This window comes from Teichococcus wenyumeiae (genome assembly GCF_003696345.1).
Lineage (GTDB): Bacteria > Pseudomonadota > Alphaproteobacteria > Acetobacterales > Acetobacteraceae > Pseudoroseomonas > Pseudoroseomonas wenyumeiae.
This window is the reverse complement of the sequence record NZ_RFLX01000002.1, coordinates 404,063-426,971: the sequence shown is the minus strand read 5'-3', so window position 1 is coordinate 426,971 and position 22,909 is coordinate 404,063. Positions and strand designations below refer to the sequence as shown.

Genomic DNA, 22,909 nt, shown 5'->3' with positions numbered 1-22,909 from the left:
GATTACAACGGGGTTCCGACCCGCCGCATCCACCGAGGACCCTGCCATGACCAACCCCGCGAGCGCCGAGGCTTTCCCGGACCTGCGCGCCGCGCTGCGCGCCGAGGTCGCGCCCTTGTTCGGGGAGATGCGCAGCTTCGTGGACCGCCGCATCGCGGAGCTGAGCGCGGAACTCGCCGCCACCTCCGAGATCGCCGACATGGCGGAGGAGAATCTCTCCCGCAAGCTCGGCCAGGTGCATGAGCAGATCGCGCAACTGGTCGCCATCCCCGCCGCCAGCACCCGCAACAGCGGGCTGGAGCTGGAGGCGGTGGTGCAGGCCACCGAGGCCGCCGCCAATACCATCATGGAAGCCACCGAGGCGATCCAGGCCTGGATCAGCAGCGGCCAGAAGGACCAGGCCTCGATCGAGGCGCTCTCGGCGCGGGTGAATTCGATCTTTGAAGCCTGCTCCTTCCAGGATGTCACGGGGCAGCGCATCCGCCGCGCCATCCAGCACCTGCAGCAGGTGGAGACGATGCTGGAGCATATCGTGCCGGGCGTCACCGCCGACCCGTCCCTGCGGCCGGTGCAGGTGCCGACGCAGATGCGCACCACCAGCGCCGCCGCGCAGGCGACACCGGACCTTTCCCAGGCGGATATCGACGCGCTGCTGGACTTCGGCGCCACCGCCACCGCCAGCCCGGCGCGGGCGGCGGAACTCTCCCAGGCCGATATCGATGCCCTGCTGAACGGCTAATCCGCCGTGATCAGCTCCTTGATGCGGGCAGCCAGGGCCTCCAGCGCAAAGGGCTTGGTCATCACATGCATGCCGGGTTCCAGGTAGCCGTTGCCGACCACCGCATTCTCGGCATAGCCGGTGATGAAGAGCACCTTGAGGTCCGGCCGCGCTTCCCGCGCCGCATCGGCCATCTGGCGGCCGTTCATGCCGCCGGGCAGGCCCACATCCGTCACCAGCAGGTCGATGCGCGCATCGGATTGCAGCAGCCGCAGCCCGGTGGGGCCGTCGGCGGCTTCCAGCGCGGCATAGCCCAGCTCCTCCAGCACCTCCATCACCAGCATCCGCACGGTGGGTTCGTCATCCACCACCAGCACCGTCTTGCCGATGCGGGCGGGGGAGGGCGCCGGCACGCCGGAAGCCTGCTCCGGCGCCTCGGCCTCGCCCAGGTGGCGGGGCAGGTAGAGGCAGACCACCGTGCCGCGGCCGGGTTCGGAATAGATCCGCGCCTGCCCGCCCGATTGCCGCGTGAAGCCATAGATCATGGACAGGCCGAGCCCGGTGCCCTGGCCCAGCGGCTTGGTGGTGAAGAAGGGATCGAAGGCCTTGGCCGCCACCTCCGGCGTCATGCCCGTGCCGGTGTCGGACACGCAGAGCGAGATATACTGGCCGGGCGGCAGGTCCTGGTCCCGCGCCGCCTGGTTGTCCAGCCAGCGGTTGGCGGTCTCGATGGTCAGCCGGCCGCCTTTCGGCATGGCGTCGCGCGCATTGATGCACAGGTTCAGCAGCGCGTTCTCCAACTGGTGCGGGTCCACCAGCGTCGGCCAGAGCCCGCCGGCCTGCACCACCTCCAGCGTGATGGCGGGGCCGACGGTGCGGCGCACCAGATCCTCCATCCCCACCACCAGCCGGTTGGCGTCCGTCGGGCGCGGGTCCAGCGTCTGGCGCCGGGAGAAGGCCAGCAGCCGGTGCGTCAGCGCCGCCGCGCGCTTGGCCGCGCCCTGGGCGGCGGTGGCGTGGCGCTCCACCTCCTTGTGCCGCCCCTGGGCCATGCGGGCGCTGAGCAGTTCCAGATTGCCGCTGATGCCGGCGAGAAGGTTGTTGAAGTCATGCGCCAGCCCGCCGGTGAGCTGGCCCACCGCCTCCATCTTCTGGCTCTGGCGCAGTTGTTCCTCGGATTTGCGCAGCTCGTGGGTGCGGGCCTCCACCAGCGCTTCCAGCCGGGCATTCAGCTCCCGCTGCCGCGCCTCGGCCAGCTTGCGGGTGCCGATATCCAGCACGGTGCCGATCAGCCGGGTGGCGACGCCCGCCTCGAAGAGGGCCTGGCCATTGGCGGCCACCCAGCGCTCCACCCCGTCCGTCAGGCCGATGGCACGGTATTCGATGCTGAAGCTGCGGGTGCCGGCCGGGTCCAGCGCGCGCAGCACGGCCGCATGGGTCGCCTCGCGGTCCTCGGGGTGCAGGCCGGGCAGGAAGGTGCTCTCGTAGCTGACAGGCTGGCCCGGCGGCACGCCGAAGAGCTCGTGGCAGCGGTTGTCCCAACTCAGGTGGTTGCTCTGCACATGGTAGTCGAAGGTGCCGATGCGGGCGGCGGCGGTGGCCAGGCGCAGCCGGTCCTCGCTGCGGCGCAAGGCGGCCTCGGCCTGCCGCAGCCCGCTGAGGTCCAGCATGGCGCCGATCATGCGGACGGCGCGCCCGCCGGCGCCGCGCAGCACGAAGCCGCGGCTCAGCACCGTGGCATGGCTGCCATCGGCGCGGCGGAAGCGGTGTTCCTGCGCCCAATGGCTCTCGCCGCCGGCGATGGTGGCCCGCAGCCCCTGCTCCACGCGGGCGCGGTCATCGGGGTGGATCTGCGCCAGCCACCAGGCCTGGCTCGGCTCCACCGTCCCGGGCGGGTGGCCATAGGTGGCCTCCAGCGCCTCCGTCCATTCCATCCTGTTGCGGGCGAGGTCCCAGTTCCAGACGGCATCGGCGGTGGCGCGGGCGATCAGCCGGTAGCGCTCGTTGGAGGCATTCAGCGCCTCACCGGCCTTGTGCTGCTCCGTGCGGTCCCGCAGCAGCTTGACGAAGCCGGCCGCCTCGCCGGCCTCGTTCCGCAGCACCCGCAGGCTGCCGCTGGCCCAGAAGGTGGAGCCATCCGCGCGCAGGTGCCAGCGCTCATCGGTGCTGAAGCCCTTCTCCAGCGCCTCGCGCCGTTCCGCCCTGGGCCGGCCGGCGGCATGGTCCTCCGGGGTGAAGATGGGGTGCGTGGTCTGGCCCAGCATCTCCGCCGCGCGCCAGCCGAGCACGGCCTCGGCCCCCGCGTTCCAGCTGGTCACCCGCCCGTCCAGGTCCATGCCGATGATGGCGAAGTCGGTGGCGCTGTCCAGGATCTGCTGGTTGAGCAGGGCGGTGTTCTGCTGCTCGGTGCGCAGGCGGCGCAGCTCCAGCTGCGCCATCACCTGCCGGGCCAGGGTTTCCAGCGCCATGCGCTGGCGCGGCGTCAGCCCTTCCGGCCTCGGGTTGGTGTCCAGCACGCAGAGGGTGCCGAGCGGCAGGCCCTCGGGGGTTTGCAGCGGTATACCGGCATAGAAGCGCAGCCTGGGGGCGCCCTCGGCCATCGGCAGGCTGGCGAAGCGGGCATCGCCGGCGATGTCGGGCACCACCAGCCCGCCGGGATGATGGATGGCCTGGAGGCAGATGCTGTGGCTCAGTGGCCATTCGCGCTGGCCCAGCCCGACCTCGGCCTTCGCCCATTGCCGGCTGGCGTCGATCAGGTTCACGGCGGCGACGGGCGCTTCCAGCAGGTCGGCCGCCAGGCGGACGATGTCGTCGAAATCCCGTTCCGGCGGCGTGTCCAGGATGGCGTAGCGGTCGAGCGTCAGCAGCCGCTCGGCCTCGGTCCAGGAATGGTCCGGGGGCCGTACTTCCGCGTCATCGCGGTGGTGAGGGCAGGCTTCGGCGGGCGATGGTGCGGCAATGGCCATGATGGCCCATAACGCAGTGCCACACAGATAGATTATGAACAGCCGGCCGGAATGACATGCCTGCGCTGCTGGCTAGGGGCCGGGGGGCAGCGTCATCTCCGGCAGCGCCTCGATCCGCGCCCGCGCCGCCTCGGTCAGATAGGGCGCCAGCAGCGCGCGCACCTGCTCGTAGCCCCAGCGCAGATGCGCGGGCGTGACGCGGCGCAGGCCCAGGTGCAGCACCAGGTAGCTGATCCAGTAGGCGGACACGATCCAGAGATTGGCCAGCAGCTTTTCCCGCACCTCCTCCTCCGGCAGGGCGAGCAGGCCGGCGGCTTCCATGGCGGCGATCGTGGCGCGCGTCTCGGCCTGCAGGCGCAGGCTGAGGCGCTGCAGGCGGCGGCGCAGCTGCGGCGCGGCGGCGGAGAGCGCCACGGCATCGCGGAACAGGAAGCGGAAGGACCAGGTCAGCAGGAACCAGCGGCGCAGGCGCTCCACCGGCACGGCGGCCGGGTCGGCGCCCGCGGCAGTCCCGGGCGCGAAGAGGGCCAGCGCCGCCGCCTCGAAGCGCGCGAAGAGGGCGAGGTAGAGCGCCTCCTTGGTGCGGAAGTGGTAGTAGAGATTGCCCTCGTTGATGCCGGCCGTCTCGGCAATCAGCCGGGTCGTCACCCGCTCGACCCCCTGGTCGTTGAACAGCGCGCAGGCCAGGTCCAGCACACGTTCCCGCGTCTTGCCCCGGGGTGCCTTGGCGGCAGGGGTCCTGTTCATTCTAAGGTACGCACCTTATATCGGATTAAGGTATACACCTTAAAACGAGGCGGCCGGCATGACCACAGCTTCCACCTTCGCGAGACACCCCCTGGAAGGGCTGGCGCAATTCGGCGCCCTGGCGGGGCAGAGCCTGCGGGTGCTGCGCGCCGTGCTGCGCAATCCGCTGGAGGCCCTGCCGCCCGAGGTCTATCGCGAGCCGATCCTGGCCCGCCGCGTGCTGCACCGGAACATCGTGCATGTCATGGCGCCGGAGCTGATCCACCAGGCGCTGGTCACAGAGGGCGACAAGCTGGACAAGGGCGATTCGGTGCGCCGCCCCCTGGGCCCGGCGCTGGGGGAGGGGCTGCTGATCGCCGAGGGCGCCGACTGGCGCTGGCAGCGCCGGGCGCTGGCGCCGATCTTCCGCCCGGCGCAGGTGCAGAGCTTCCTGCCCGCCATGCTGGAGGCGGCCCGGCGCAGCGCCGCGCGGCTGCGGGCGGTGCCGCCGGGGCAGGCGGTGGCCATCGAGCAGGAGACCATGCGCGCCACCTTCGACGTCATTGTCGAGACCATGCTCTCCGGCCCCGCCCATATCGACGTGGACCGCGCGGCGGCGGATATCACCGAATACCTGCGCCTGACGCACTGGGCCAATATCGCCAGCCTGCTGCGGCTGCCGGACTGGGCGCCCTATCCGGGCCGGCGGCGGGGGCGGCGGGCGGTGGGTTACCTGCGCGGCCGGCTGATGGCGCAGGTGGCCGCCCGGCGGGCGGATGGCGCGGCACGGGGCGACCTGATCGACCTGCTGCTGGAGGCCAGCGACCCCGAGACCGGGCAGCGCATGGACGACACCCAGATCACCGACAACCTCGTCACCTTCCTGACGGCGGGGCACGAGACCACGGCGCTGGGCCTGGCCTGGACGCTGGACCTGCTGGGCCGCCACCCCGCCATCGCCCGCCGCGCCGTGGCGGAGGTGGATGCCGTGACCGGCGGCAGCCCGGTGCTGCCGGAGCATGTGGCGCGGCTGGATTACGTGAAGCAGGTGTTCCAGGAGGCGATGCGCCTTTACCCGCCGGTGCCCATCCTGGCGCGGCGGGTGGCGGAGCCCTTCGCCCTGGGCGGCACCATGCTGTGGCGGGACACCGCGCTGTTCATCCCGATCCATGCCGTGCACCGGCATGAGACACTGTGGGAGGCGCCGCATGTCTTCGACCCCGACCGCTTCGGCCCGGAGCAGGTGGCGGCGCGGCACCGCCATGCCTTCATGCCCTTCGGCGCCGGGCCACGCCTGTGCATCGGCGGTGGCTTCGCGATGCTGGAGGCGGTGGCGATCCTGGGCGTGCTGCTGCGCGAGATCCGCTTCACCAGCGCCGAGGCGGTGGCGCCGGCGCCGCGCGTGGACATCACCCTGCGCCCGTCCAGCCCCCTGCGGATGACCGTGGCGGCGCGGCGGGGCTGAGGGCGCTTCGTGCCGCCGCCCCGGCGGCGCTAGAATGGCGCATGCCGGATTTCAGCCCCGCCTTCCGCGAGCAGTTGCGCGACCTTTTCCGGTGGCGGCGCGACGTGCGCCATTTCCGCCCGGACCCGCTGCCGGAGGGGCTGCTGGAGGATCTGCTGGAGGTGGCGGCGCTGGCCCCCTCGGTGGGCCTCAGCCAGCCCTGGCGCTTCGTGCTGGTAGAGGCGCCGGCGCGGCGGGCGGCGGTGCGCGCCAGCTTCGCCGCCTGCAACGCCGCCGCCCTGGCGCGGCAGGACGGCGGCCGCGCCGGGCTCTATGCCCGGCTGAAGCTGGCGGGGCTGGACGAGGCGCCCTGCCACCTGGCCATCTTCGCCGAGCCCGAGCCCGCCCAGGGGCATGGGCTGGGCCGCGCCACCATGCCGGAGATGGCGGCCTATTCGGCGGTGCTCGCCGCCCATACCCTCTGGCTGGTGGCGCGGGCGGAAGGGCTGGGGCTGGGCTGGGTCTCGATTCTGGAGCCCGAGGCCGTGAAGGCGGCGCTGGAGGTGCCGGCGGGCTGGGTGCTGATCGGCTATTTCTGCCTCGGCTACCCGCGGGAGGAGCATGAGAGGCCGGAGCTGGAACGGGCTGGCTGGGAGCGGCGGCGGCGGGTGGAGCTGTTGCGGCGCTGAGGGCGGGCGTGGCCGGACTGTTCAGCCGGCCCGCTTCGGGCGCGGCGGCCAGAAGCCGGCGGTGGCGCCCTCGGTCTCGGGGTCCAGGGCCTCGGGCACCGGGCGGTTCAGGATGCCCTCGTGCAGCCGGCGGATGGCGCCTTCCACCGCCACGCGCCGCCCTTCCGGCGCGTGGTAGACGCCGCGGATGTGCAGCGAATGCGCCACCGAGCGCAGGAAGCCCTCGCGCAGCGCCGGGTCGGGCGGCGGGGCCTCAGTCCAGAACTGGTCCAGGGTGCCGGAGAAGACCAGGCCGGGGATGCGGTAGAGCGCCTCCCCCAGCGCGAAGGTGGGGGTCTGGCCCAGGATGGCGCGCAGGCCGACGGTGCTGTTGACCGTGACCACGCCCTGCACCTGTTCCACCATGGCGCCCAGGTTGCCGCCGCCGAGGTAATGCAGGCGGCCTTCCAGCCCGTGCTCCTGCGCGATCTGCCGCACCCTTCCCCCCCAGTTCTTCAGCCCGGGGTCCAGCGGATGCGCCTTGACCAGCAGGTGGGCGCCCGGCCGCGCATGGGCGGCGAAGCTCTGCGCCACCTCGCGCAGCGGCGTGTCCATGTCGGTGTAGCGGGAATAGGCGCGGATGGAGAAGTCGTTCTCCATCTGCAGCGCCATCAGGTAGAGCGGGCCCTTGCCGGAAAGGTCGCGCAGGATGCGGTCGGCCTTGCGGTTGTCCCGGCCGCGCCGCATCAGCCGCATGACGATGCCGGCATAGAAGGGGATGGGGTGGTAGATCTGGTGCCCCCGGTAGTGCCGGAAGACCGGCCAGCGCACCTGCCCGGCGAGGTTGTAGACCACGTCCCACAGCGCCTGGATGCGGAAGTCGTCGCGGTGGCGCGTCACCAGGTCCGGCGGCGGCAGGGAGGCGCCGAGGCGGATGATGGCCTCCGGATCGCGCGTGAAGCGGGAGCAGGCATTCAGCCCGTCGCGCTCGATCACAATCCAGTCAGGACGGATATAACCGAGGTCGGTGACGACGACCTCGACATCCCGCGCGACGGCGACGGCGATGGCGGCCTTGTGGTAGGGCCGTTGCTCGCCCAGCAGGACCAGGTGGGTGATGCCCTTCTCATCCAGGAAGCGGCCGACGAAATCGGGCCATTCCTGCGCCGTTCCATGGAAATCCACCGCGCCGGGGCCATGCCAGAACAGGCGGTCGCCCAGATGCAGGTTGATTCGGTGGACATCATGGCCCAGCGCCCGCAGCCCAGCACCGACCTCGCTGAAGAAAGGACTGATGGGCCCTTGCAGGAACAGGAAGCGCTTGCGCGGCGGGTGATGTCCGGGGGGCATTGTTAAGTTTGGGAAACCCGGTTGGCCCGGCGCTGTCAACCCGGCGACGCCTTAGCCGGTCGGGACGGTGAAGGCGGCCAGGAGGTCGCGCCAGCCCGCCAGCCGCACCCCGCGCCGTGCCGCTGCCCGCAACAGCGCGGCGGGCGGGAAGGGGCAATAGGGCAGGATGTCCGGCTGCTGCCCCGGCGGCGGCGTGCCGGCGGCGAGGGCATCCAGCACCATGCCGGCCAGGATGGCGCCCTGGCGGTGCAGGTGCCGCGCGGCGGTGGCGGCGCTGGTGCCGGGGGGCAGCGGCACCGCCTGCTGCGCCAGGATGGCCCCGGCATCGATGCGCGCCGCCAGCCGGTGCAGCGTGACGCCGGTGGCGGGAGTGGCGCGGGGGTGTTGCGGCTGGTCCAGCAGCGCCCAGAAGGTGGGCAGCGGCCCCCGGTGGCGGGGCAGCAGGGAAGGGTGCAGGTTTACCCCGCCCATCGGTGCCGTGGCCAGGGCGGCCTCGCCGAAGATCTGGTCGAAATGGAAGGAGAGGATCAGGTCCGGCCGCGCCGCCCGCAGCGCCGCCAGGGCGGGTTCGGCATTGATGTCCTGCACCTCCAGCAGCGGGATGCCATGGGCGCGGGCCAGCCGTGTCAGCGCCCCACCGCCCAGGAGGCGCCGCAGCCGCCCCAGGGCCTGCGGGATGGCATAGCCCAGCAGCAGGAAAGGCAGCATGCGCCAGCCGGAATGGTGCCAGTGCCGGCGCAACTGCCCGGTCATGCCGCCCGCCGCCGCGCGGTAGGGGTCGGAACGGCCGATCAGCACGATCTCCCCCAGCCGCGCGCGGGCCAGCGCCAGCACCGCCTCGCTGCTCAAGGCGCTGTCCAGCGTGAAGAGCGCGATGCGCATCAGCCGAGGCCCGGCAGCGCCTCCACGGCACCGAGGCCGGCGGAAGCCTCGGCCAGGGTTTCGGCGGCGCGCAGCAGGTCGGCCTCCGTATGGTCGGCGCAGACAAAGAAGCGCAGCCGTGCCGATTGCTCCGGCACCGCCGGGAAGGTGACGGTCTGCAGCGCCACGCCGCGTGCCAGCATGGCATTGGCCAGCCGCGCCGTGCGGATGGAGGAGCCGATGATGACCGGCACGATGGCCGAGCCCTGGCTGAAGCCGGTGTCGAAGCCGCGCGCCCGCAGCAGTTCCCGCAGCCGGCGGCCATTGGCCTGCAGCCGCGTCACGCGCTCCGGCTCCGCGCGCAGGATGCGGAGCGATTCCAGCGCGGCGGCGGCCAGCGGCGGCGCGAGGCCCACGGAATAGACGCTGCCCGGCGCGGTGTGGCGCAGCCAGTCGATCACGTCCCGCCGCGCCGCGATATAGCCGCCCGAGCCCGACAGGGTTTTTGACAGTGTGCCCATCCACAGGTCCACGCCGGTGGGGTCCACGCCCTGGGCTTCCGCCACGCCGCGCCCGGTGGCGCCCAGCACGCCCAGGCCATGCGCCTCGTCCACCATCAGCCAGGCATCGTGGCGGCGGGCGATGGCGACGGCGCGGGCGAGGTCCGGGCTGTCGCCATCCATGGAATAATGGCCTTCCAGCAGCAGCAGCGCGCGCTGGGCACCCCGGCGGGAGGCGGCCATCTCCTTCTCGGCGGCACCCATGTCGTTATGGGCGAACGGGAGGCGGCGGGCGCCGGAGAGGCGCACGCCCTCGGTGCAGGAATTGTGGATGGCGGCGTCATGCACCACCACGTCGCGCGGGCCCATCAGGTGGCCGATCACGGTGACATTGGTGGCATGGCCGGAGACGAAGGTCAGCGCCGCTTCCGTGCCGTGCCATTCGGCGAGGGCCGCTTCCAGCTCCTGGTGCAATTCGCGCTCGCCCGCCGTGATGCGGGCGCCGGAGACGGAAACGCCATAGCGGTCGATCGCCGCCTTGGCCGCCGCCTGCACGCGCGGGTCGCCGTTCAGGTTGAGGTAGTTGTAGGAAGCAAAGTTGACGACATCCCGCCCGCCGACGCGGCTATGCGCCCCCGCCAGCCCGTCATGCCGCTGGAACAGCGGCGAAGGCAGGTCCAGCGAGGACAGCGCCGTTTGCAGCATGCCGTAGTCGCGCATGCCCGGCAGGGTGGAGAAATCCCGCGCGGAGCCCGCATCCGGGCGCGGCGCCGCATCCTCGGCGCTGCGCCGCTTGGAGAGGCGGGCGAGCAGGGCGAGGCGGGCGGTGGCGGAAAGGCCGCCGCTCATTCCGCGGCCTCGGCGGGCGGGGTCATGCGCTGGCTGGGCTCGAACTGCTCGACGATATCGGCCACGGTATCCTCCTCCGCCCGGTTGCCGGAAAGGCCTTCCGACAGGCGGCGGGCGAGCAGGTCCACGGTCAGGTCCTCCGTCACGGAAGCCAGCGGCACCGACATGCCGAGGCGTTGTTCCAGCGCGCCGCGCAGTTCCAGCCCGCCCAGGCTGTCCAGCCCCATGCCGGCCACGGGGGCATCGGTGGGGACGGCCTCGGCGGGCAGGCGCAGGATGCGCGCCGCTTCCTCCCGCACCACCTGGCGCAGCAGGGCGCGGGCTTCCTCGGGCGGCAGGGTCAGCAGATGGGCGCGCAGGTCGCCGCCGCCGGTCGAGGCTTCCCGCTGGCCGCGCACGGCGTCGAACAGCGGCTCCTCCAGGATCGGCAGGGCCATGCCGGCCTGCCGCCAGCCGATGCGCGCCAGCGACAGCACCGGGGCGCCGCTGGCCAGCAGGGCCGGCAGGGCGTCCAGGGATTCGGTGGCGGTCATGGCCTCCACGCCCAGGCGGCGGGCCAGGGTCTCGGCGGTGGAGGCATTCTCCGCCAGCACGCCGGCATCGGCGATGGGACCCCAGCCGACCGCCAGCGCCGGCAGCCCTTCCGCCTGGCGGCGGCGCGCCAGGGCTTCCAGCGCCGCATTGGCGGCGACGTAATTGGCCTGCCCCGGATTGCCCATGGCCGTGGTGGCCGAGGAGAACATCAGGAACAGCGCCACCGGGTCCTGCCGCGTCAGGCGGTCCAAGTTCAGCGCGGCATCCAGCTTCGGCGCCAGCACGCGGGCGAAGCGGGTGGCATCCATGGCGCTGGCGGCGCCGTCGTCGAACACGGCGGCGGCCTGCACCACGCCCACCAGCGGCGGGCCTTCCGCGCGGATTTCCGCCAGCGCGGCCTGCAAGGCGCGGGCATCGGCGGCATCGGCGGCATGCACGGTGGCGGCGGCGCCCAGGGCGGCCAGGGTCCGCACGGCGGCCTCCGCCCCCGGCGCGGTGCCGCCGCGGCGGGACAGCAGCGCCAGCCGCGAGGCACCCCGCGCCGCCAGCCACTTGGCGCATTCGAAGCCGAAGCCCTGCGTGCCGCCGACCACCAGGATGATGCCCTCGGGCGGCGTCCATTCGGCGGGCGTGGCGCCGGCCTCGCCCTGCGGCGGCACCAGCACCAGCTTGCCGATCTGCGTACTGGCCTGCAGCGTGCGGAAGGCGGCCTCGACCTCGGCCGGGCCGCGCACGGCATGCGGCAGCGGGTGCAGCGCGCCATCCGCCAGCCGCTGGGCGATGCCTTGCAGCAGCCGCCGCGCCAGGTCCGGGCGCGCCTTGGGCAACTGGTCCACGTCCACGCCGAAATAGGTCAGGTTGCGCCGCCAGGGGCGCAGGCCGACGCGGGTATTCTCGAAGAAGTCGCGCTTGCCCAGTTCCACGAAGCGCCCGAAAGGCTTCGTCAGTTCAAGGCTGCGTTCCATAGCCGCGCCGGCGAGCGAATTCAGCACCACGTCCACGCCCTCGGGCCAGACGGCGCGAAGCTGGTCGGCGAAGCCGGGGTCGCGGGAATCCAGCACCAGCTCGGCCCCCGCCGCGCGCAGGAAGGCGCGCTTGGCCGGGCTGCCGGCGGTGGCGGCGACGCGCGCCCCCGCCGCCAGCGCCACCTGCAAGGCCGCGAGGCCCAGGGCACCGGCACCGCCATGCACCAGCACGGTCTCGCCCGGCTGGATATTGGCGCAGGTTTCGAGGGCGTAGACGGCGGTCAGGAAGGCCACCGGCACCGTGGCGGCGGCGGCGAAATCCAGCCCCGCCGGCATCGGCGCGATGGCCTCGGGCCGCGTCCGCGCCTGGGTGGCGAAGGCCGCCGGGGCGAAGCCGAAGACCCGGTCGCCCGGCGCAAAACCGCTGCCGGCGGGCGCGGATTCCACGAGGCCGGCCATTTCCATGCCCAGTGTCGGGCCGGCGAAGCCGTCCATCAACGCTTCCTCGGGCAGCAGGCCCTGGGCCCACATCAGGTCGCGGAAATTGAGGCCGGCGGCGCGCACCCGCACCACCACATCCTCCGGCCCAGGCTCGGGCGCCGGGGCGGCTTCCCATTCCAGGCTGCCGAGCTGGCCGGGCTGGCGGATGGCCAGCCGGGCCGGGCCCACTGGACCCGTGGCGGGGGCCAGCCCCGTCACCACGCGCGGCACCAGCCGGGCGGTGGGGGTCAGGTGCAGCTCGGGCTCGGGTTCCGGGACGCTGTTCAGCAGTTCCGGCAAAAGGCGCGCGGCTTCCACGCCGGGGGCGAGGCCGATGCGGCACGGCTTCAGTTCCGGCATCTCATTGGCCAGTACGCGGCCGAGGCCGAGGATGGCCGCAGCTTCCGGCGCCGTTTCGCCACCTGGCGCCACCAGGGTGAAGCCGGTGGCGCTGCCGCGCGCAGCCTCGGCCAGGGCGGTGACCTGGGCCAGGGTGGCGGGCAGGCCAGCGGCATCGGGCGCGGCCAGCACCACCAGCCGGGCGCCGGACAGGGCGCGCGGCGGCTGCGCGGTGGCTTCCGACAGGTTCGCCTGCCAAGTGGTGTGGCCGGCTGCCTTCAGCGCATCCGCCAGGGCGGCTGCCAGCGGCGCGGTGGCGGCATCGGCGAAGAGGCGGAAGGCCAGTGGCTTGGCGGCCTCGGCGGCGGCGGGCTGCGCCTGCGTGTCCCGCCGGGCGGCCAGCAGCAGCGCGGGCCAGGGGGCGGCGGAGAGCGCGCGGGTTTCGGCGCCGTTCCAGGGCGCGGCGGCCAGCGCGGCCTGCCAGCCTTCGGCATCCGGCAGCGCGGCGCCGCCTGGGCCACGGCCGTCCCAGAAGCCGCTTTCCTGGCCGAAGGCAAAGAGGCTGGCGCGGCCGGGCAGCGGCTCCGCCAGCAGCAGGGTGCCGCCAGGGGCCAGGGCGGCGGCGAGCGCCGGCAACAGCGCCTCGCCCGCCTGGGCCCGGGCGGCGGCGGCCATGCCCACCACGAGGTCAACCGGCCCGGGCAGGGCGGCGGCGCCGTCCCAGGTGGTGAAGGTGAAGTCCACCCGTTCCCCATGCGGCGGCACGGCGGCGGCGCGCGCTTCGGCGGAGACGGCGGTGTAGCGGATCTGCCGGCCGCTGGCTTCCAGCGCCGCCAGCAGCGCGCGGGTCAACGGGCCGCCCTGGGCGCCGACTTCCAGCACGCGCAGCGGCTGCGCTTCCGGCCATGCGGCGGCGAGGCGCGCCACGGCGGCGGCCATGACCTCGGCCAGCCGGGCGAAGCCGGCGGCCTCGGGCGCCGGGCGGGATTCGGGCTGCGGCTGGCCGTCCAGGGCGGCGGGCAGCCGCTCGGCGGCCAGGGCGAGCCAGGCCAGCTCATGCGCCAGGGCGGGGGATTCGGCCAGCACGGCGCGCCAGATCTCGGTGGCGGGAGGCAGCTCGTCGCCGGGCAGCAGGCGCCAGCCGGTGGGGGTGGCCTCGGCCAGCCCATCCTCGGCCAGGGCATGCAGCAGGGCGCGGGCATAGGGGGAAAGCCCCGCCGCCGGCAGTTCGGCGCCCGCGCCAGCCTTGGCCAGCAGCGCCGCATGGGCGCTGGCGATCACATGGCCTTCCAGCAGCAGGCTGGCCTCGTTCAGCTCCAGCGCGGCGTCGCGTGCCAGGGCCGCTTCCAGGGCTTCCGCCAGCACGGGGGCGGCTTCGGCCGGGGGCGCGCCCAGCGCCGGGCGCTCCACCACGCGGAAGGCGGCTTCGGCGGCGGGGGCGCGCTGGCCAAGGCGGATGGCCTGCATCCAGGCATCCTCCAGCCGCGCCACCACCTGCCCGGCGCCATCGCGCAGCACCACGGCGCAGCGGCCGGAGCGTTCGCCGCGATGCGTCACGGCCAGTTCCGCCCGCACCGCCACCGTGCCGCCACGGCGCAGCACCAGCCGGCCGAAGCGCACCGGCACCATGGCGCGGCCGTCGTCCGGCCGGTCATGCGCCATCAGTTCCAGCAGGCCTTGCAGCGCGCCGTCCAGCCGCACCGGGTGCAGCAGGAAATGCTCGTCCGCCGGGGCTTCCTCCGGCAGGGCCAGCCGCACCAGGGCGGTCTCGCCGCCGGGGGCCAGGCGCACCTCCCGCACCGGGCGGAAGGCGGGGCCGTAATTCAGGCCGAAGCGGCGGGCGGTGGCCTGAAGCTGCTCGCCGCTCACCGCCAGGGCGGCGGGGTCCTCGGCGCCGCGCGATGCCGCCAGGGGCGTGTCCGGCAGGGCGGCCAGGGTGGCGGCGGCGACCTGCCCGCGGGCATGCAGGCTCCAGTCCTCGCCCGACATGCGCGGGCGGCTTTCCAGGCGGAAGAGGCCGCTTTCCGGGTCCAATGAGAAGCGGACCTCGCGCGCCGTGTCCTGCGCCACTGGCAGGGTGCGCAGCAATTGCAGGTCCCGCAGCTCCAGCGCCGGGGCCTCTGGCCAGAGGCGGGCGGCGGCGGCCAGGGCCATCTCGGCCATGCCGGCGGCGGGCAGCACGGCCTCGCTGCCCAGGGCGTGGTCGGCCAGCCAGGGTTCCAGCGTGCTGTCCAGCGCGCGGCTCCAGCGCGCGGGCTCGGCGCCATGGCGGAAGCCCAGCAGCGGGTGGTCCAGCGCCGGGTCGTGCAGCCGGGCGGATTCGGGGGTCGCGGCATGCCAGTGGCGCTGCCGGTCGAAGGGCGTGGCGGGCAGGCCGTCGCGCGTGGCGGGGCCGGCCCAGATGGCGGCGCCGCGCGGGTCGGCGCCATGCACGAAGGCGCGGTCCAGCATGGCCGGGAAGGGGTCGCCCGCGCCGTCGCGCTTGGAGAGGCTGGCCAGCACCGGGGCCTCGGCCTCGGCAGCGCGCAGGCTGTCGCGCAGGTAGGATTGCAGCACCGGATGCGGGCCGATCTCGATGAACAGCCGCGCCCCGGCATCCACCGCCGCCTGCACGGCGGCCTGGAAGCGCACCGGCTCCCGCAGGTTGCGCCACCAGTAGGTGGCATCGAGGTCCGGCCCCGGCACCAGCATGCCGCTGACCGAGGAGAGGAAGGGCAGGCGGCCCTGGGCGGGCTTCAGCCCTTCCAGCTCCCGCATCAGGGAGCCGCGCACCGGCTCCATGGCGGCGGAATGGAAGGCGTAGTCCAGGCCCAGCAGCACGGCGGGCAGGCGCTTCTTCTTGGCCAGGGCCACCAGCTTTTCCAGCGGCGCGGCGGGGCCGGCGACGGTGATGGCATCGGGGGCGTTGAAGGCGGCGACTTCCGGTGCCCAGCCGGCGGCGTCCTGGCCGACCTCGGCCAGCAGGGGCGCCGCGGCCTCGGCACTGGCGCCGATGGCGGCCATGCGGCCCTGGCCGCGCGTCAGGTGCTGGGCGCGGGAGCGGGCGACCACCAGCCGCGCCGCCTGCTGCACGGTGAGGATGCCGGCGACGCAGGCCGCCGCGACCTCGCCCACCGAATGGCCGAGGCAGAGGCCGGGCCGCAGCCCCTGTTCCGCCAGGGCGGCGGTGATGCCGAGCTGCACCAGGAAGAGCAGCGGCTGGGCGTAGTCGGTGCCATCCAGCAATTCGGCCGGAACGCCTTCGGCCAGCAGCGCGGCGCCGGACCAGCCGGTGAGCGGCGCCAGGGCGGCATCGGCTTCCTCCACGGCGGCGCGGAAGGTGGCGTTATGCGCCATGGCTTCCCGCGCCATGCCGGCGAACTGGGCGCCATTGCCGGAAAACACGAAGGCCACCGGCCCCTCGGCCAGGGCGCGGGCGCTGCCAGCGGTGGCGCCGGTGGGCTGGGCTCCATTGGCCCATTCGCCGGCCAGCGTGGCGAGGGCGGGCAGGCTCGCGGCCCGCAGCGCCAGGCGGTGGGGGTGCAGGTCGCGGAAGCAGGCGGCGCCGCGCAGCAGGGCGGGGGTGGCTTCGGGGGAGGCCAGCACGTCCTGCCAGCGGCGGGCCAGGGCCTTCAGCGCGGCGGCGGAATGCGCGGTCAGCAGCAGCGGCGGCAGCGGGGTCTTGGCCTTTTCGCGCGGCATGGGCGCGAAGGGCGGGGCGGCGCCCAGCAGCGCCGTGGCATTGGTGCCGCCGAAGCCGAAGCTGTTGATGCCGGCCAGGGCGCCGGGGGGGATTTCCACCTGTTCCAGCGCCGTGGGGACGCGAAGGTTCAGCCCGGCGAAGTCGATATTCGGGTTGGGGCTGGAAAAATGCAGGTTGGGCGGCAGGGCGCCGTGCTCCAGCACCAGCATGGCCTTCAGCAGGCCGGCGATGCCGGAAGCCGGTTCCAGATGGCCGATATTGGTCTTGATGGAGCCGATCGGCAGCGGCCTGCTGCGCCCGCGTGCCAGGGCCTGGCCGATGGCCCAGGTTTCCACCGGGTCGCCGGCCTGGGTGCCGGTGCCATGCGCCTCGAAATAGGCGAAGTCCTCGGCGCTGCGGCCGGTCTCGGCCAGCACCTGGGTGATCAGGGCCGCCTGGGCCTCACGGTTCGGCAGGGAAAGGCCGATGGTGCGGCCGGCGGCATTGGTGCCGGTGCCGAGGATCAGGCCGCGCACCCGGTCCCCGTCGCGCAGCGCGGCGGACAGGGGCTTGAGCACCACCACGCCCGCGCCCTCGCCGCGCACATAGCCATCGGCAGCGGCGTCGAAGGCCTGGCAGCGGCCACGGACGGAGAGCATGCCGGCGCGGGAGAAGCCGGTGAAGGCATAGGGGGAGAGCAGCAGCTGCACGCCGCCCACCAGCGCCGCCTCGATCTGCCCGGCGCGCAGGGACTGCACCGCCAGATGCAGCGCGACGAGCGAGGAGGAGCAGGCGGTGTCCACCGTCTGCCCGGCGCCGCGCAGGTCAAAGACATTGGTCAGGCGGTTGGACAGGATCGACAGCGTGTTGCCGGTCATGAAGTAGCGGTCGGCGCCCGCATGGTCGCTCAGCCGCAGCTCGGCGTAATCGGTCGAGGAACCGCCCACGAAGGCCGCGATGGGCCGCCCGGCGAGGCGGGAGGCCGGCCAGCCGGCATCCTCCACCGCCTCATGCGCCACTTCCAGCAGCAGGCGCTGCTGCGGGTCCATCTCCATCGCCTCACGCGGGGACAGGCCGAAGGCGGGGGCGTCGAATTCCGCGATCTCGCCCAGATGGCCGGCGGCGAAGGAATAGGACTTGCCCGGCTCGGTCTTGCGCGGGTGGAAGAAGGCGGCCTGGTTGAAGCGGTCGGCCGGCAGGGTGCCCACGGCATCGGTGCCGGAGGAAACCAGCCGCCACAGGCCCGCGAGATCCGGCGCGCCCGGCAGGCGGCAGGCGGCACCGACGATGGCGATGGGCTCCCGCGCCAGCGCCTGGGGCTGGTCGGGGCCGGCGGCAGGCCGTGATTGGGCGGGGCTGGTCCTGGGGCGGCGACCGCGAGTGGGCTTTCCGTCCTGCATTCCGACTATTCAGTGCCCCCGGCGGGCACGCATGAAAGAAGAGGATTTAGGTCAGAGGTCATGACACAGCTGCATCCCGCACTGCAACAAGGCCGGGCAGCCCGCCGGCGCGCTGGGCAGCGCGGCGGCGGACCATTCCGGGCAGCGCGACGGGGTGCCGCAGCGGGTCGGTCAGATGCTCCAGCAGCAGGTCCACGCGGGAAAAATGATCTTCCCAGCTCGGCGCCCGCCAGCCGTTCATGCGAGCCATCTGCGCCGCGCGGAGGGGGCTGTCCTCCCGCATGTAATCCATCACGGCGTGGCGCCAGGCGCGGCCATCCAGCGGGTCCAGATAGTCGGGCACGGCGCCACCGACCTCGTGCAGGGCCGGCAGGTCGGAGCAGATGGTGGGCACGCGCAGCGCCAGGGCCTCGGCCAGCGGCAGGCCATAGCCCTCGGCGAAGGAGGGGAAGAGCAGGGCGCGGGCGCCGCGCACCAGGTCCGCCACCACCCTGTCGGGCAATTGCCCGGCTTCCTCGACCAGCCCGTCCAGCGCGGTGCAGCGCTCCAGGATGTCGACGACGTTCTCGTTCTCCCAGCCGCGCTTGCCGACGATCACCAGCCGCGGCGCCGCGCTGCCCAGCAGCGCCGCCATGTCCCGCCAGAGATGCAGCAGCAGCAGATGGTTCTTGCGCGGCTCGATGGTGCCCAGGGTGACGAAATAAGGCCGCCCGTCCGCCGCGTGCAGCGCGCCGGGAGCAGGCGCCGCCTCGATGCCCAGCGGGGCCACGATGGTGGGCGGCTCCTCCGCCCGCTCCGCCAGGAAGGGGCGCAGCGCCTCGGCCGTGGCGACCGAGTTCACGATGATGCCATCCGCCAGGGCGCCGGTGCTGGCCATGCGGCGCCGGTGCGTCTCGGCCTGGCCGGGGCGGGCATATTCCGGGTGGGTGACGGGGATGATGTCGTGGATCAGCGGCACAAAGGCGGCGCCGGCACGGCGGATCGCCTCGATCGGCCTGCGGCGCTCCAGCGCGCGGTGGGAGACGAGCAGGAAGACCATGCGGCGGCCGCTGTTCAGCAGCCGCGCCAGGTCCCGGCGCCCCAGGCCGAGCAGCAGCCGCCCGCGCGCCTGGGTGCCGAGGCTGCGCGCCCGCTGCTTGGCGGCCTCATGCATCGTGCCACCCGCCCAGGCGGTGGACAGCGCCGCCACCAGTTCCGCCACCAGTTCCCGGGGAAGCACTGCGAAGCCGCCGCGCAGGTCCTGCGCTACAAAGGAACAGGAGCCGGGCGTCACCTGAAGCCAGCGTCGGGCATAGGCAAGTTCGACACGGTCGATACCCGAGGGTGTTGGCCGGTGCCCGCAGACCAGCAGCCGGGACACGTCGAGGATCACATGCATCGACACCCTTTCTGCCCTTTCAGCTTTTTGGAGACCCATCCGATGGACATCGGAGGTTGAACATCTCGCATAAACTGTGCTGCAACTGCGAACACATCTCGCGGAGGTTGTGACCCGAATTACATTCGAAGACACGGCCTGTTACATCACGGTTACAAGAGCTCACAGGCCAGGTAAGCTGGCCTGTTCGCCCTTCACAGAGTGTCCTCCTGTTCTAAGGCAGGTTTGCGGCAGCGGCGCGAAGCCTTTGAGGCAGCCGCCTCAATCCGTGGCGGGGTCCACCACATTGCTGCGCAGCCCATCCAGCAACACGTCGCGCATGGTCTCGGCGCTCTTGATGCGGATGTCGTCATAGGCGTGCGGGGTATAGAAGGCGCTGTGCGGCGTGATGATCAGCCGCCCTTCCAGCCAGGGCTCCCGCGTCCGGTAGGCGGCCAGCAGGCGGGGGATGGGCTCCACCGGCGGCTCCTGCGGGATGACATCCAGACCGGCGCCGGCGAGATGGCCATCCCGCAGCACGGTGTAAAGCGCGTCGATATCCAGCATCGGGCCACGGGCGGTGTTCACCACCACGGCGCCGGCCGGCAGGCGGCGCAGTTCCCGCTCCCCCACCAGCCCTTCGGTGGTGCGGGTCAGCGGCGCGTGCAGGGACAGGATGTCCGCCTGCTCCAGCAGCTCCTCCCTGGTGCGGGCGCGGGCGATGCCCAGGGCGCGCTCCACCCCGTTCGGCAGATAGGGGTCGTGGAAGACCACGCGGCAGCCGAAGGCCTTCATGCGCAGCGCCACGGCGGTACCGATGCGCCCCAGGCCCAGCAGGCCCACCGTCTGTTCGCTGAAGCGTTGCAGCAACGGGCTGGTGACATAGGCCCAGGGGGCGGGCGGCTCGGCGCGCTGCATGTCATGGTGCAGGGTGATGCCGCGCCGCAGCGCCAGGATCAGCGCCACGGCATGGTCGGCGACCTCCGTGGTGCCGTAGTCGGGCACATTGCAGACCGTGACGCCGCGTGCCGCCAGGGCCGCGCGGTCCAGCCGGTCGTAGCCGACGCCCATGCGCACCACGACCTTCAGCTTCGGGAAGCGGGCGATATCGGCGGCGCTGAGCCAGTTGCGGAAGATGAACAGCCCGTCCACCTCGGCGCAGACGGCATCCGGTAGCTGCGCGATGGATTCCTCGCCGCCGCCATGCAGCAGGCGGACATTGGGGCCGAGGATGCGCTGTTCCTCGCTTGTGTCGGGATAGAGACCTTCCGGTTCCAGCACCGTCAGCATCGTGTTCATGTCCTCCTGTTCCATCTCTCGCGAGTCGTCCGGGTCAGGCCCCGCGCCGGCCGGCGGAGGAGCATGAGCGGGGCCGGGAAGGCACGCAAGATACCCGCCATGGTTGTATTTCCCTCCGGCAATGCCCCCTGGCGCCTTCGCCGCCCGGCCTTATCCTGGGTGCGGCAACAGCAAGGGTGTGGGTGATGGCGGAGCGGGCAATCCTGGTGACGGGCGCATCGAGCGGCATCGGCGCCGCCACCTGCCATGCGCTGGCGGAACAGGGGGTGCGGCTGGCCGTCCATGCCCGCAACAACCGCGAGGGCGCCGAGCGCGCCGCCGCCGCCGCCCGTGCGCGCGGCGCCGAGGCCGTGGTGCTGCTGGCGGACCTCGCGCTGCCTGGCGCCGCCGAGGGGCTGGTGGCGCGGGCGGCGGAAGCGCTGGGCGGGCTGGATGTAGTGGTCTCCAACGCCGGCTTCGCCGACCGTACGCCGGTGGCGGCGCTGACCGACGAAGGCTTCGCGCGGACGCAGGACACCGTACTCTGGGCCATGCTGCGGCTGGCGCGGGCGGCGGGGCCTTTGCTGGCCAAGGGGCATGCGCCGCGCTTCGTCGCCGTCTCCTCCTTCGTGGCGCATAGCTTCCGGACGGATTCGACCCTGTTCCCCGCCACCGCCGCCGCCAAGGCCGGGGTGGAGGCACTGGTGAAAGTGCTGGCGGTGGAATGGGCGCCGGCGGTGACGGTGAATGCCGTGGCGCCAGGCTATATCCGCAAGGATGCCCAGGCGCATGCGGCGGTGGACGAGGCGGCGCGGCAGGCCATGCTCTCCCGCATCCCGCTGGGGCGGATCGGGCTGCCGGAGGATGTGGCGGCGGCTATCGCCTTCCTGGCCTCCCCGGCGGCGGGATATGTCACGGGGCAGGTGCTGCATGTGAACGGCGGCCTGGCCATCTGACGCGGGCGGAGAACAGGCCGGGCCGGTTGCGGAAGCCCGAGCAATGGCGCCCCGGTTGTGGCAGGATGGCGGGGAGCGGAGGAGGCAGGCCATGGCCGAAACTCACCTCGACCAGGCGGAGCGTCACATCCGGGAAGGCGAAGACCGCGTCGCCCGTCTGGCCACCCTGCTGGATGAGCTGGGCGGGCGCGGCCACCACAAGGCGGCCGAGGAAGCGAAGCGCACCCTGATGTCCCTGCGGTGCAGCCTGGAACTGGCACGCGACCATCTGCAGATCGGGCGCGCCACTCCGGGGCCCTGACGGCGGGCGCAACCGCTTCGGCGGCGCGGGGCGCCATCGGAAATGCCCAGGCCGGAGCTCGCATCTTCCGGCACCATCATAACGCGAGGAGGCCGTGATGCCGGAAACCCGGAAGGACGTCGAACAGCGCATTCGCGAGCAGGCCTATCAGCTGTGGCTGCAGGAGGGCCGCCCGGAGGGCAGGGCGGAAGCGCATTGGAAGATGGCCTGCAGGCTGGATGCCGAACGCGAGGCCTATCTCGATGCCGAAGGCCGGGACAGCTTCCCGGCCAGTGACCCACCCTCGCACACACCTGTGACCGGGGACGGGCATAGCGACAGGTGAAACGCCGGCCCGTTCCGGGATATGAGCTGCCCGGCTCCGCAAACCGAGGCAATGCCATCGGCTCTGGCTGAACGCTACCAGAAACGCCCAGGCCAGGATGACAGGATGCCAGCCTCCAGCAGGCTGAAATCAAACCGAAACTCATTGCGAATTTCGGTTTGAAGTCGTAATGACATTGCACTGACTATGGAAAGAACGGGGTAGACTCTCTCATGCCTGGTGATGTGCTGCGTTTTGCCCTGGAGGCGGTGAGCCGGGGCGAAGGTTCCTTTCATGTCCTGGACCGGCTTCCGACGGCCATCTACATGACCAACGCGGAAGGCCTTGTCACTTACTACAACGATGCCTGCATCTCCTTTGCCGGGCGCAGGCCGGTGGTGAGCCAGGACAGCTGGTGCGTGGCCTGGAAGCTCTACACGGAGCAAGGCGAATACCTGCCGCATGACCAGTGTCCGATGGCGGTCGCGATCCGCGAAAGGCGGGCGATCCGCGGCGTCCGGGTCGTGGCGGAGCGGCCGGACGGGTCCTATGTCGAGTTCCAGCCCCACCCGACACCTTTGCTGAGCCAGGACGGAAAGCTCCTCGGCGCGATCAACCTGCTTTTCGATGTCTCCGGCCCGGGGCGGGCGCAGAGCCTGCGCGCGAGGGCCGCCAAGTGCCGCTGTTTCGTGAACCTCATGCCCGGCCAGCAGGAGGCCCTGCTGTCCATGGCCGCGGATTACGACGAGAAAGCCTGCCGGATCGAGCGGCAGCACTGAGCGGCTGGCGCCGCGCGCCCGCCGTTCAGGCCTTCTTTTCCCAGCCGCGCGGGCCCTGCTGCCAGTAGGTGAGGGTGTGGCCGGCGGCCTTCGCGGCGCTCCAGCGGCGGCGGGCGGCGGCCACGGCGGCGTCGTCCTGGCCGTCGAAGAGGTCGAAGACGCGGTCGAATTCACCGAGCCGCGCGCTCTCGGCGCCATCCACCAGAAACAGGAAGCGGGCGCCGTTGGGCGCCTCGTCCTCCGTGGTCAACCAGATGGGCTGCAGCTCGGCCTGGCCGGTCTGCGGCGTGCCATGCGGCAGCCAGTCCGGGTCGGCGCAGAGCCAGAGCGCGCTGTCCAGCGCCGCCAGCCGCTCCGGCTCCCCCACCCGCACCACGGCGCGGGCGCCCTGGGCCAGCACGCGGCCCAGCAGCTTGGGCAGCGCCTGGTCCATCGGCGTGCGGGTCAGGTGGTAGAAGCCGATCTCGCTCATG

General features: G+C 72.7%; 16 protein-coding genes. 7 read left to right on the top strand and 9 right to left on the bottom strand.

All coding sequences use genetic code 11. The features are described 5' to 3' along the window. The first annotated feature begins 46 nt into the window (after window positions 1-46). On the top strand, window positions 47-739 hold the full coding sequence (locus EBE87_RS05015; protein WP_120640701.1) for a hypothetical protein: 693 nt from the start codon (window positions 47-49) through the stop codon (window positions 737-739). Here the strand turns inward: EBE87_RS05015 and EBE87_RS05010 are convergent. Beyond that, window positions 736-3,684: a PAS domain-containing protein gene (locus tag EBE87_RS05010; RefSeq protein ID WP_120640700.1), complete on the bottom strand. Its 2,949-nt coding sequence runs from the start codon at window positions 3,682-3,684 to the stop codon at window positions 736-738. The genes EBE87_RS05015 and EBE87_RS05010 overlap by 4 nt on opposite strands. A gap of 72 nt (window positions 3,685-3,756) precedes the next feature. Beyond that, window positions 3,757-4,431 carry a TetR/AcrR family transcriptional regulator gene (locus EBE87_RS05005; RefSeq protein ID WP_120640699.1) on the bottom strand — a complete coding sequence of 225 codons (675 nt, stop codon included), beginning with the start codon at window positions 4,429-4,431 and terminating at the stop codon, window positions 3,757-3,759. Window positions 4,432-4,489: 58 nt separating this feature from the next. Between EBE87_RS05005 and EBE87_RS05000 the strand changes: the two genes are divergently transcribed. Continuing rightward, window positions 4,490-5,875 carry a cytochrome P450 gene (locus tag EBE87_RS05000; protein WP_120640698.1) on the top strand — a complete coding sequence of 462 codons (1,386 nt, stop codon included), beginning with the start codon at window positions 4,490-4,492 and terminating at the stop codon, window positions 5,873-5,875. Window positions 5,876-5,916: 41 nt separating this feature from the next. Beyond that, the gene (bluB, locus tag EBE87_RS04995) at window positions 5,917-6,543 is read left to right on the top strand and encodes a 5,6-dimethylbenzimidazole synthase (protein WP_122139910.1); all 627 of its coding nucleotides are present in this window, start codon (window positions 5,917-5,919) and stop codon (window positions 6,541-6,543) included. Between the two features lie 21 nt (window positions 6,544-6,564). Here the strand turns inward: bluB and EBE87_RS04990 are convergent, their stop codons facing one another. The 6 genes from EBE87_RS04990 to EBE87_RS04965 all read right to left on the bottom strand — a co-directional run bounded on the left by EBE87_RS04990 (window position 6,565) and on the right by EBE87_RS04965 (window position 20,117). After that, a complete protein-coding gene (locus EBE87_RS04990; protein ID WP_120641229.1) occupies window positions 6,565-7,872 on the bottom strand; it encodes a capsule biosynthesis protein in 1,308 nt (435 codons plus the stop codon). Between the two features lie 51 nt (window positions 7,873-7,923). Further along, complete coding sequence (locus EBE87_RS04985; RefSeq protein ID WP_122139909.1) at window positions 7,924-8,754, bottom strand: formyltransferase family protein; 831 nt, start codon at window positions 8,752-8,754, stop codon at window positions 7,924-7,926. Then, complete coding sequence (locus EBE87_RS04980; protein ID WP_120641147.1) at window positions 8,754-10,082, bottom strand: aminotransferase class I/II-fold pyridoxal phosphate-dependent enzyme; 1,329 nt, start codon at window positions 10,080-10,082, stop codon at window positions 8,754-8,756. The genes EBE87_RS04985 and EBE87_RS04980 overlap by 1 nt, the downstream gene beginning before the upstream one ends. Next, window positions 10,079-17,461, bottom strand: coding sequence for a type I polyketide synthase (locus EBE87_RS04975; protein WP_122139908.1), 7,383 nt, complete (start codon window positions 17,459-17,461; stop codon window positions 10,079-10,081). The genes EBE87_RS04980 and EBE87_RS04975 overlap by 4 nt, the downstream gene beginning before the upstream one ends. A gap of 58 nt (window positions 17,462-17,519) precedes the next feature. Further along, window positions 17,520-18,839 carry a glycosyltransferase family 4 protein gene (locus tag EBE87_RS04970; protein ID WP_120640923.1) on the bottom strand — a complete coding sequence of 440 codons (1,320 nt, stop codon included), beginning with the start codon at window positions 18,837-18,839 and terminating at the stop codon, window positions 17,520-17,522. A gap of 261 nt (window positions 18,840-19,100) precedes the next feature. Continuing rightward, window positions 19,101-20,117 carry a C-terminal binding protein gene (locus tag EBE87_RS04965; RefSeq protein ID WP_233553470.1) on the bottom strand — a complete coding sequence of 339 codons (1,017 nt, stop codon included), beginning with the start codon at window positions 20,115-20,117 and terminating at the stop codon, window positions 19,101-19,103. Between the two features lie 185 nt (window positions 20,118-20,302). Between EBE87_RS04965 and EBE87_RS04960 the strand changes: the two genes are divergently transcribed. The 4 genes from EBE87_RS04960 to EBE87_RS04945 all read left to right on the top strand — a co-directional run bounded on the left by EBE87_RS04960 (window position 20,303) and on the right by EBE87_RS04945 (window position 22,436). Then, window positions 20,303-21,052 carry an SDR family NAD(P)-dependent oxidoreductase gene (locus EBE87_RS04960; RefSeq protein ID WP_122139907.1) on the top strand — a complete coding sequence of 250 codons (750 nt, stop codon included), beginning with the start codon at window positions 20,303-20,305 and terminating at the stop codon, window positions 21,050-21,052. A 91-nt stretch (window positions 21,053-21,143) separates the two neighbouring features. Beyond that, entirely contained in the window at window positions 21,144-21,353 is a 210-nt protein-coding gene (locus tag EBE87_RS04955; RefSeq protein ID WP_120641082.1) for a hypothetical protein, read from the top strand. A gap of 97 nt (window positions 21,354-21,450) precedes the next feature. Next, entirely contained in the window at window positions 21,451-21,678 is a 228-nt protein-coding gene (locus EBE87_RS04950) for a DUF2934 domain-containing protein (RefSeq protein WP_120641081.1), read from the top strand. A 224-nt stretch (window positions 21,679-21,902) separates the two neighbouring features. Then, window positions 21,903-22,436 carry a hypothetical protein gene (locus EBE87_RS04945; RefSeq protein WP_147426262.1) on the top strand — a complete coding sequence of 178 codons (534 nt, stop codon included), beginning with the start codon at window positions 21,903-21,905 and terminating at the stop codon, window positions 22,434-22,436. Window positions 22,437-22,461: 25 nt separating this feature from the next. Here the strand turns inward: EBE87_RS04945 and EBE87_RS04940 are convergent, their stop codons facing one another. After that, a complete protein-coding gene (locus tag EBE87_RS04940; RefSeq protein WP_120641079.1) occupies window positions 22,462-22,908 on the bottom strand; it encodes a DNA polymerase III subunit chi in 447 nt (148 codons plus the stop codon). Between the last annotated feature and the right edge of the window lies 1 nt (window position 22,909).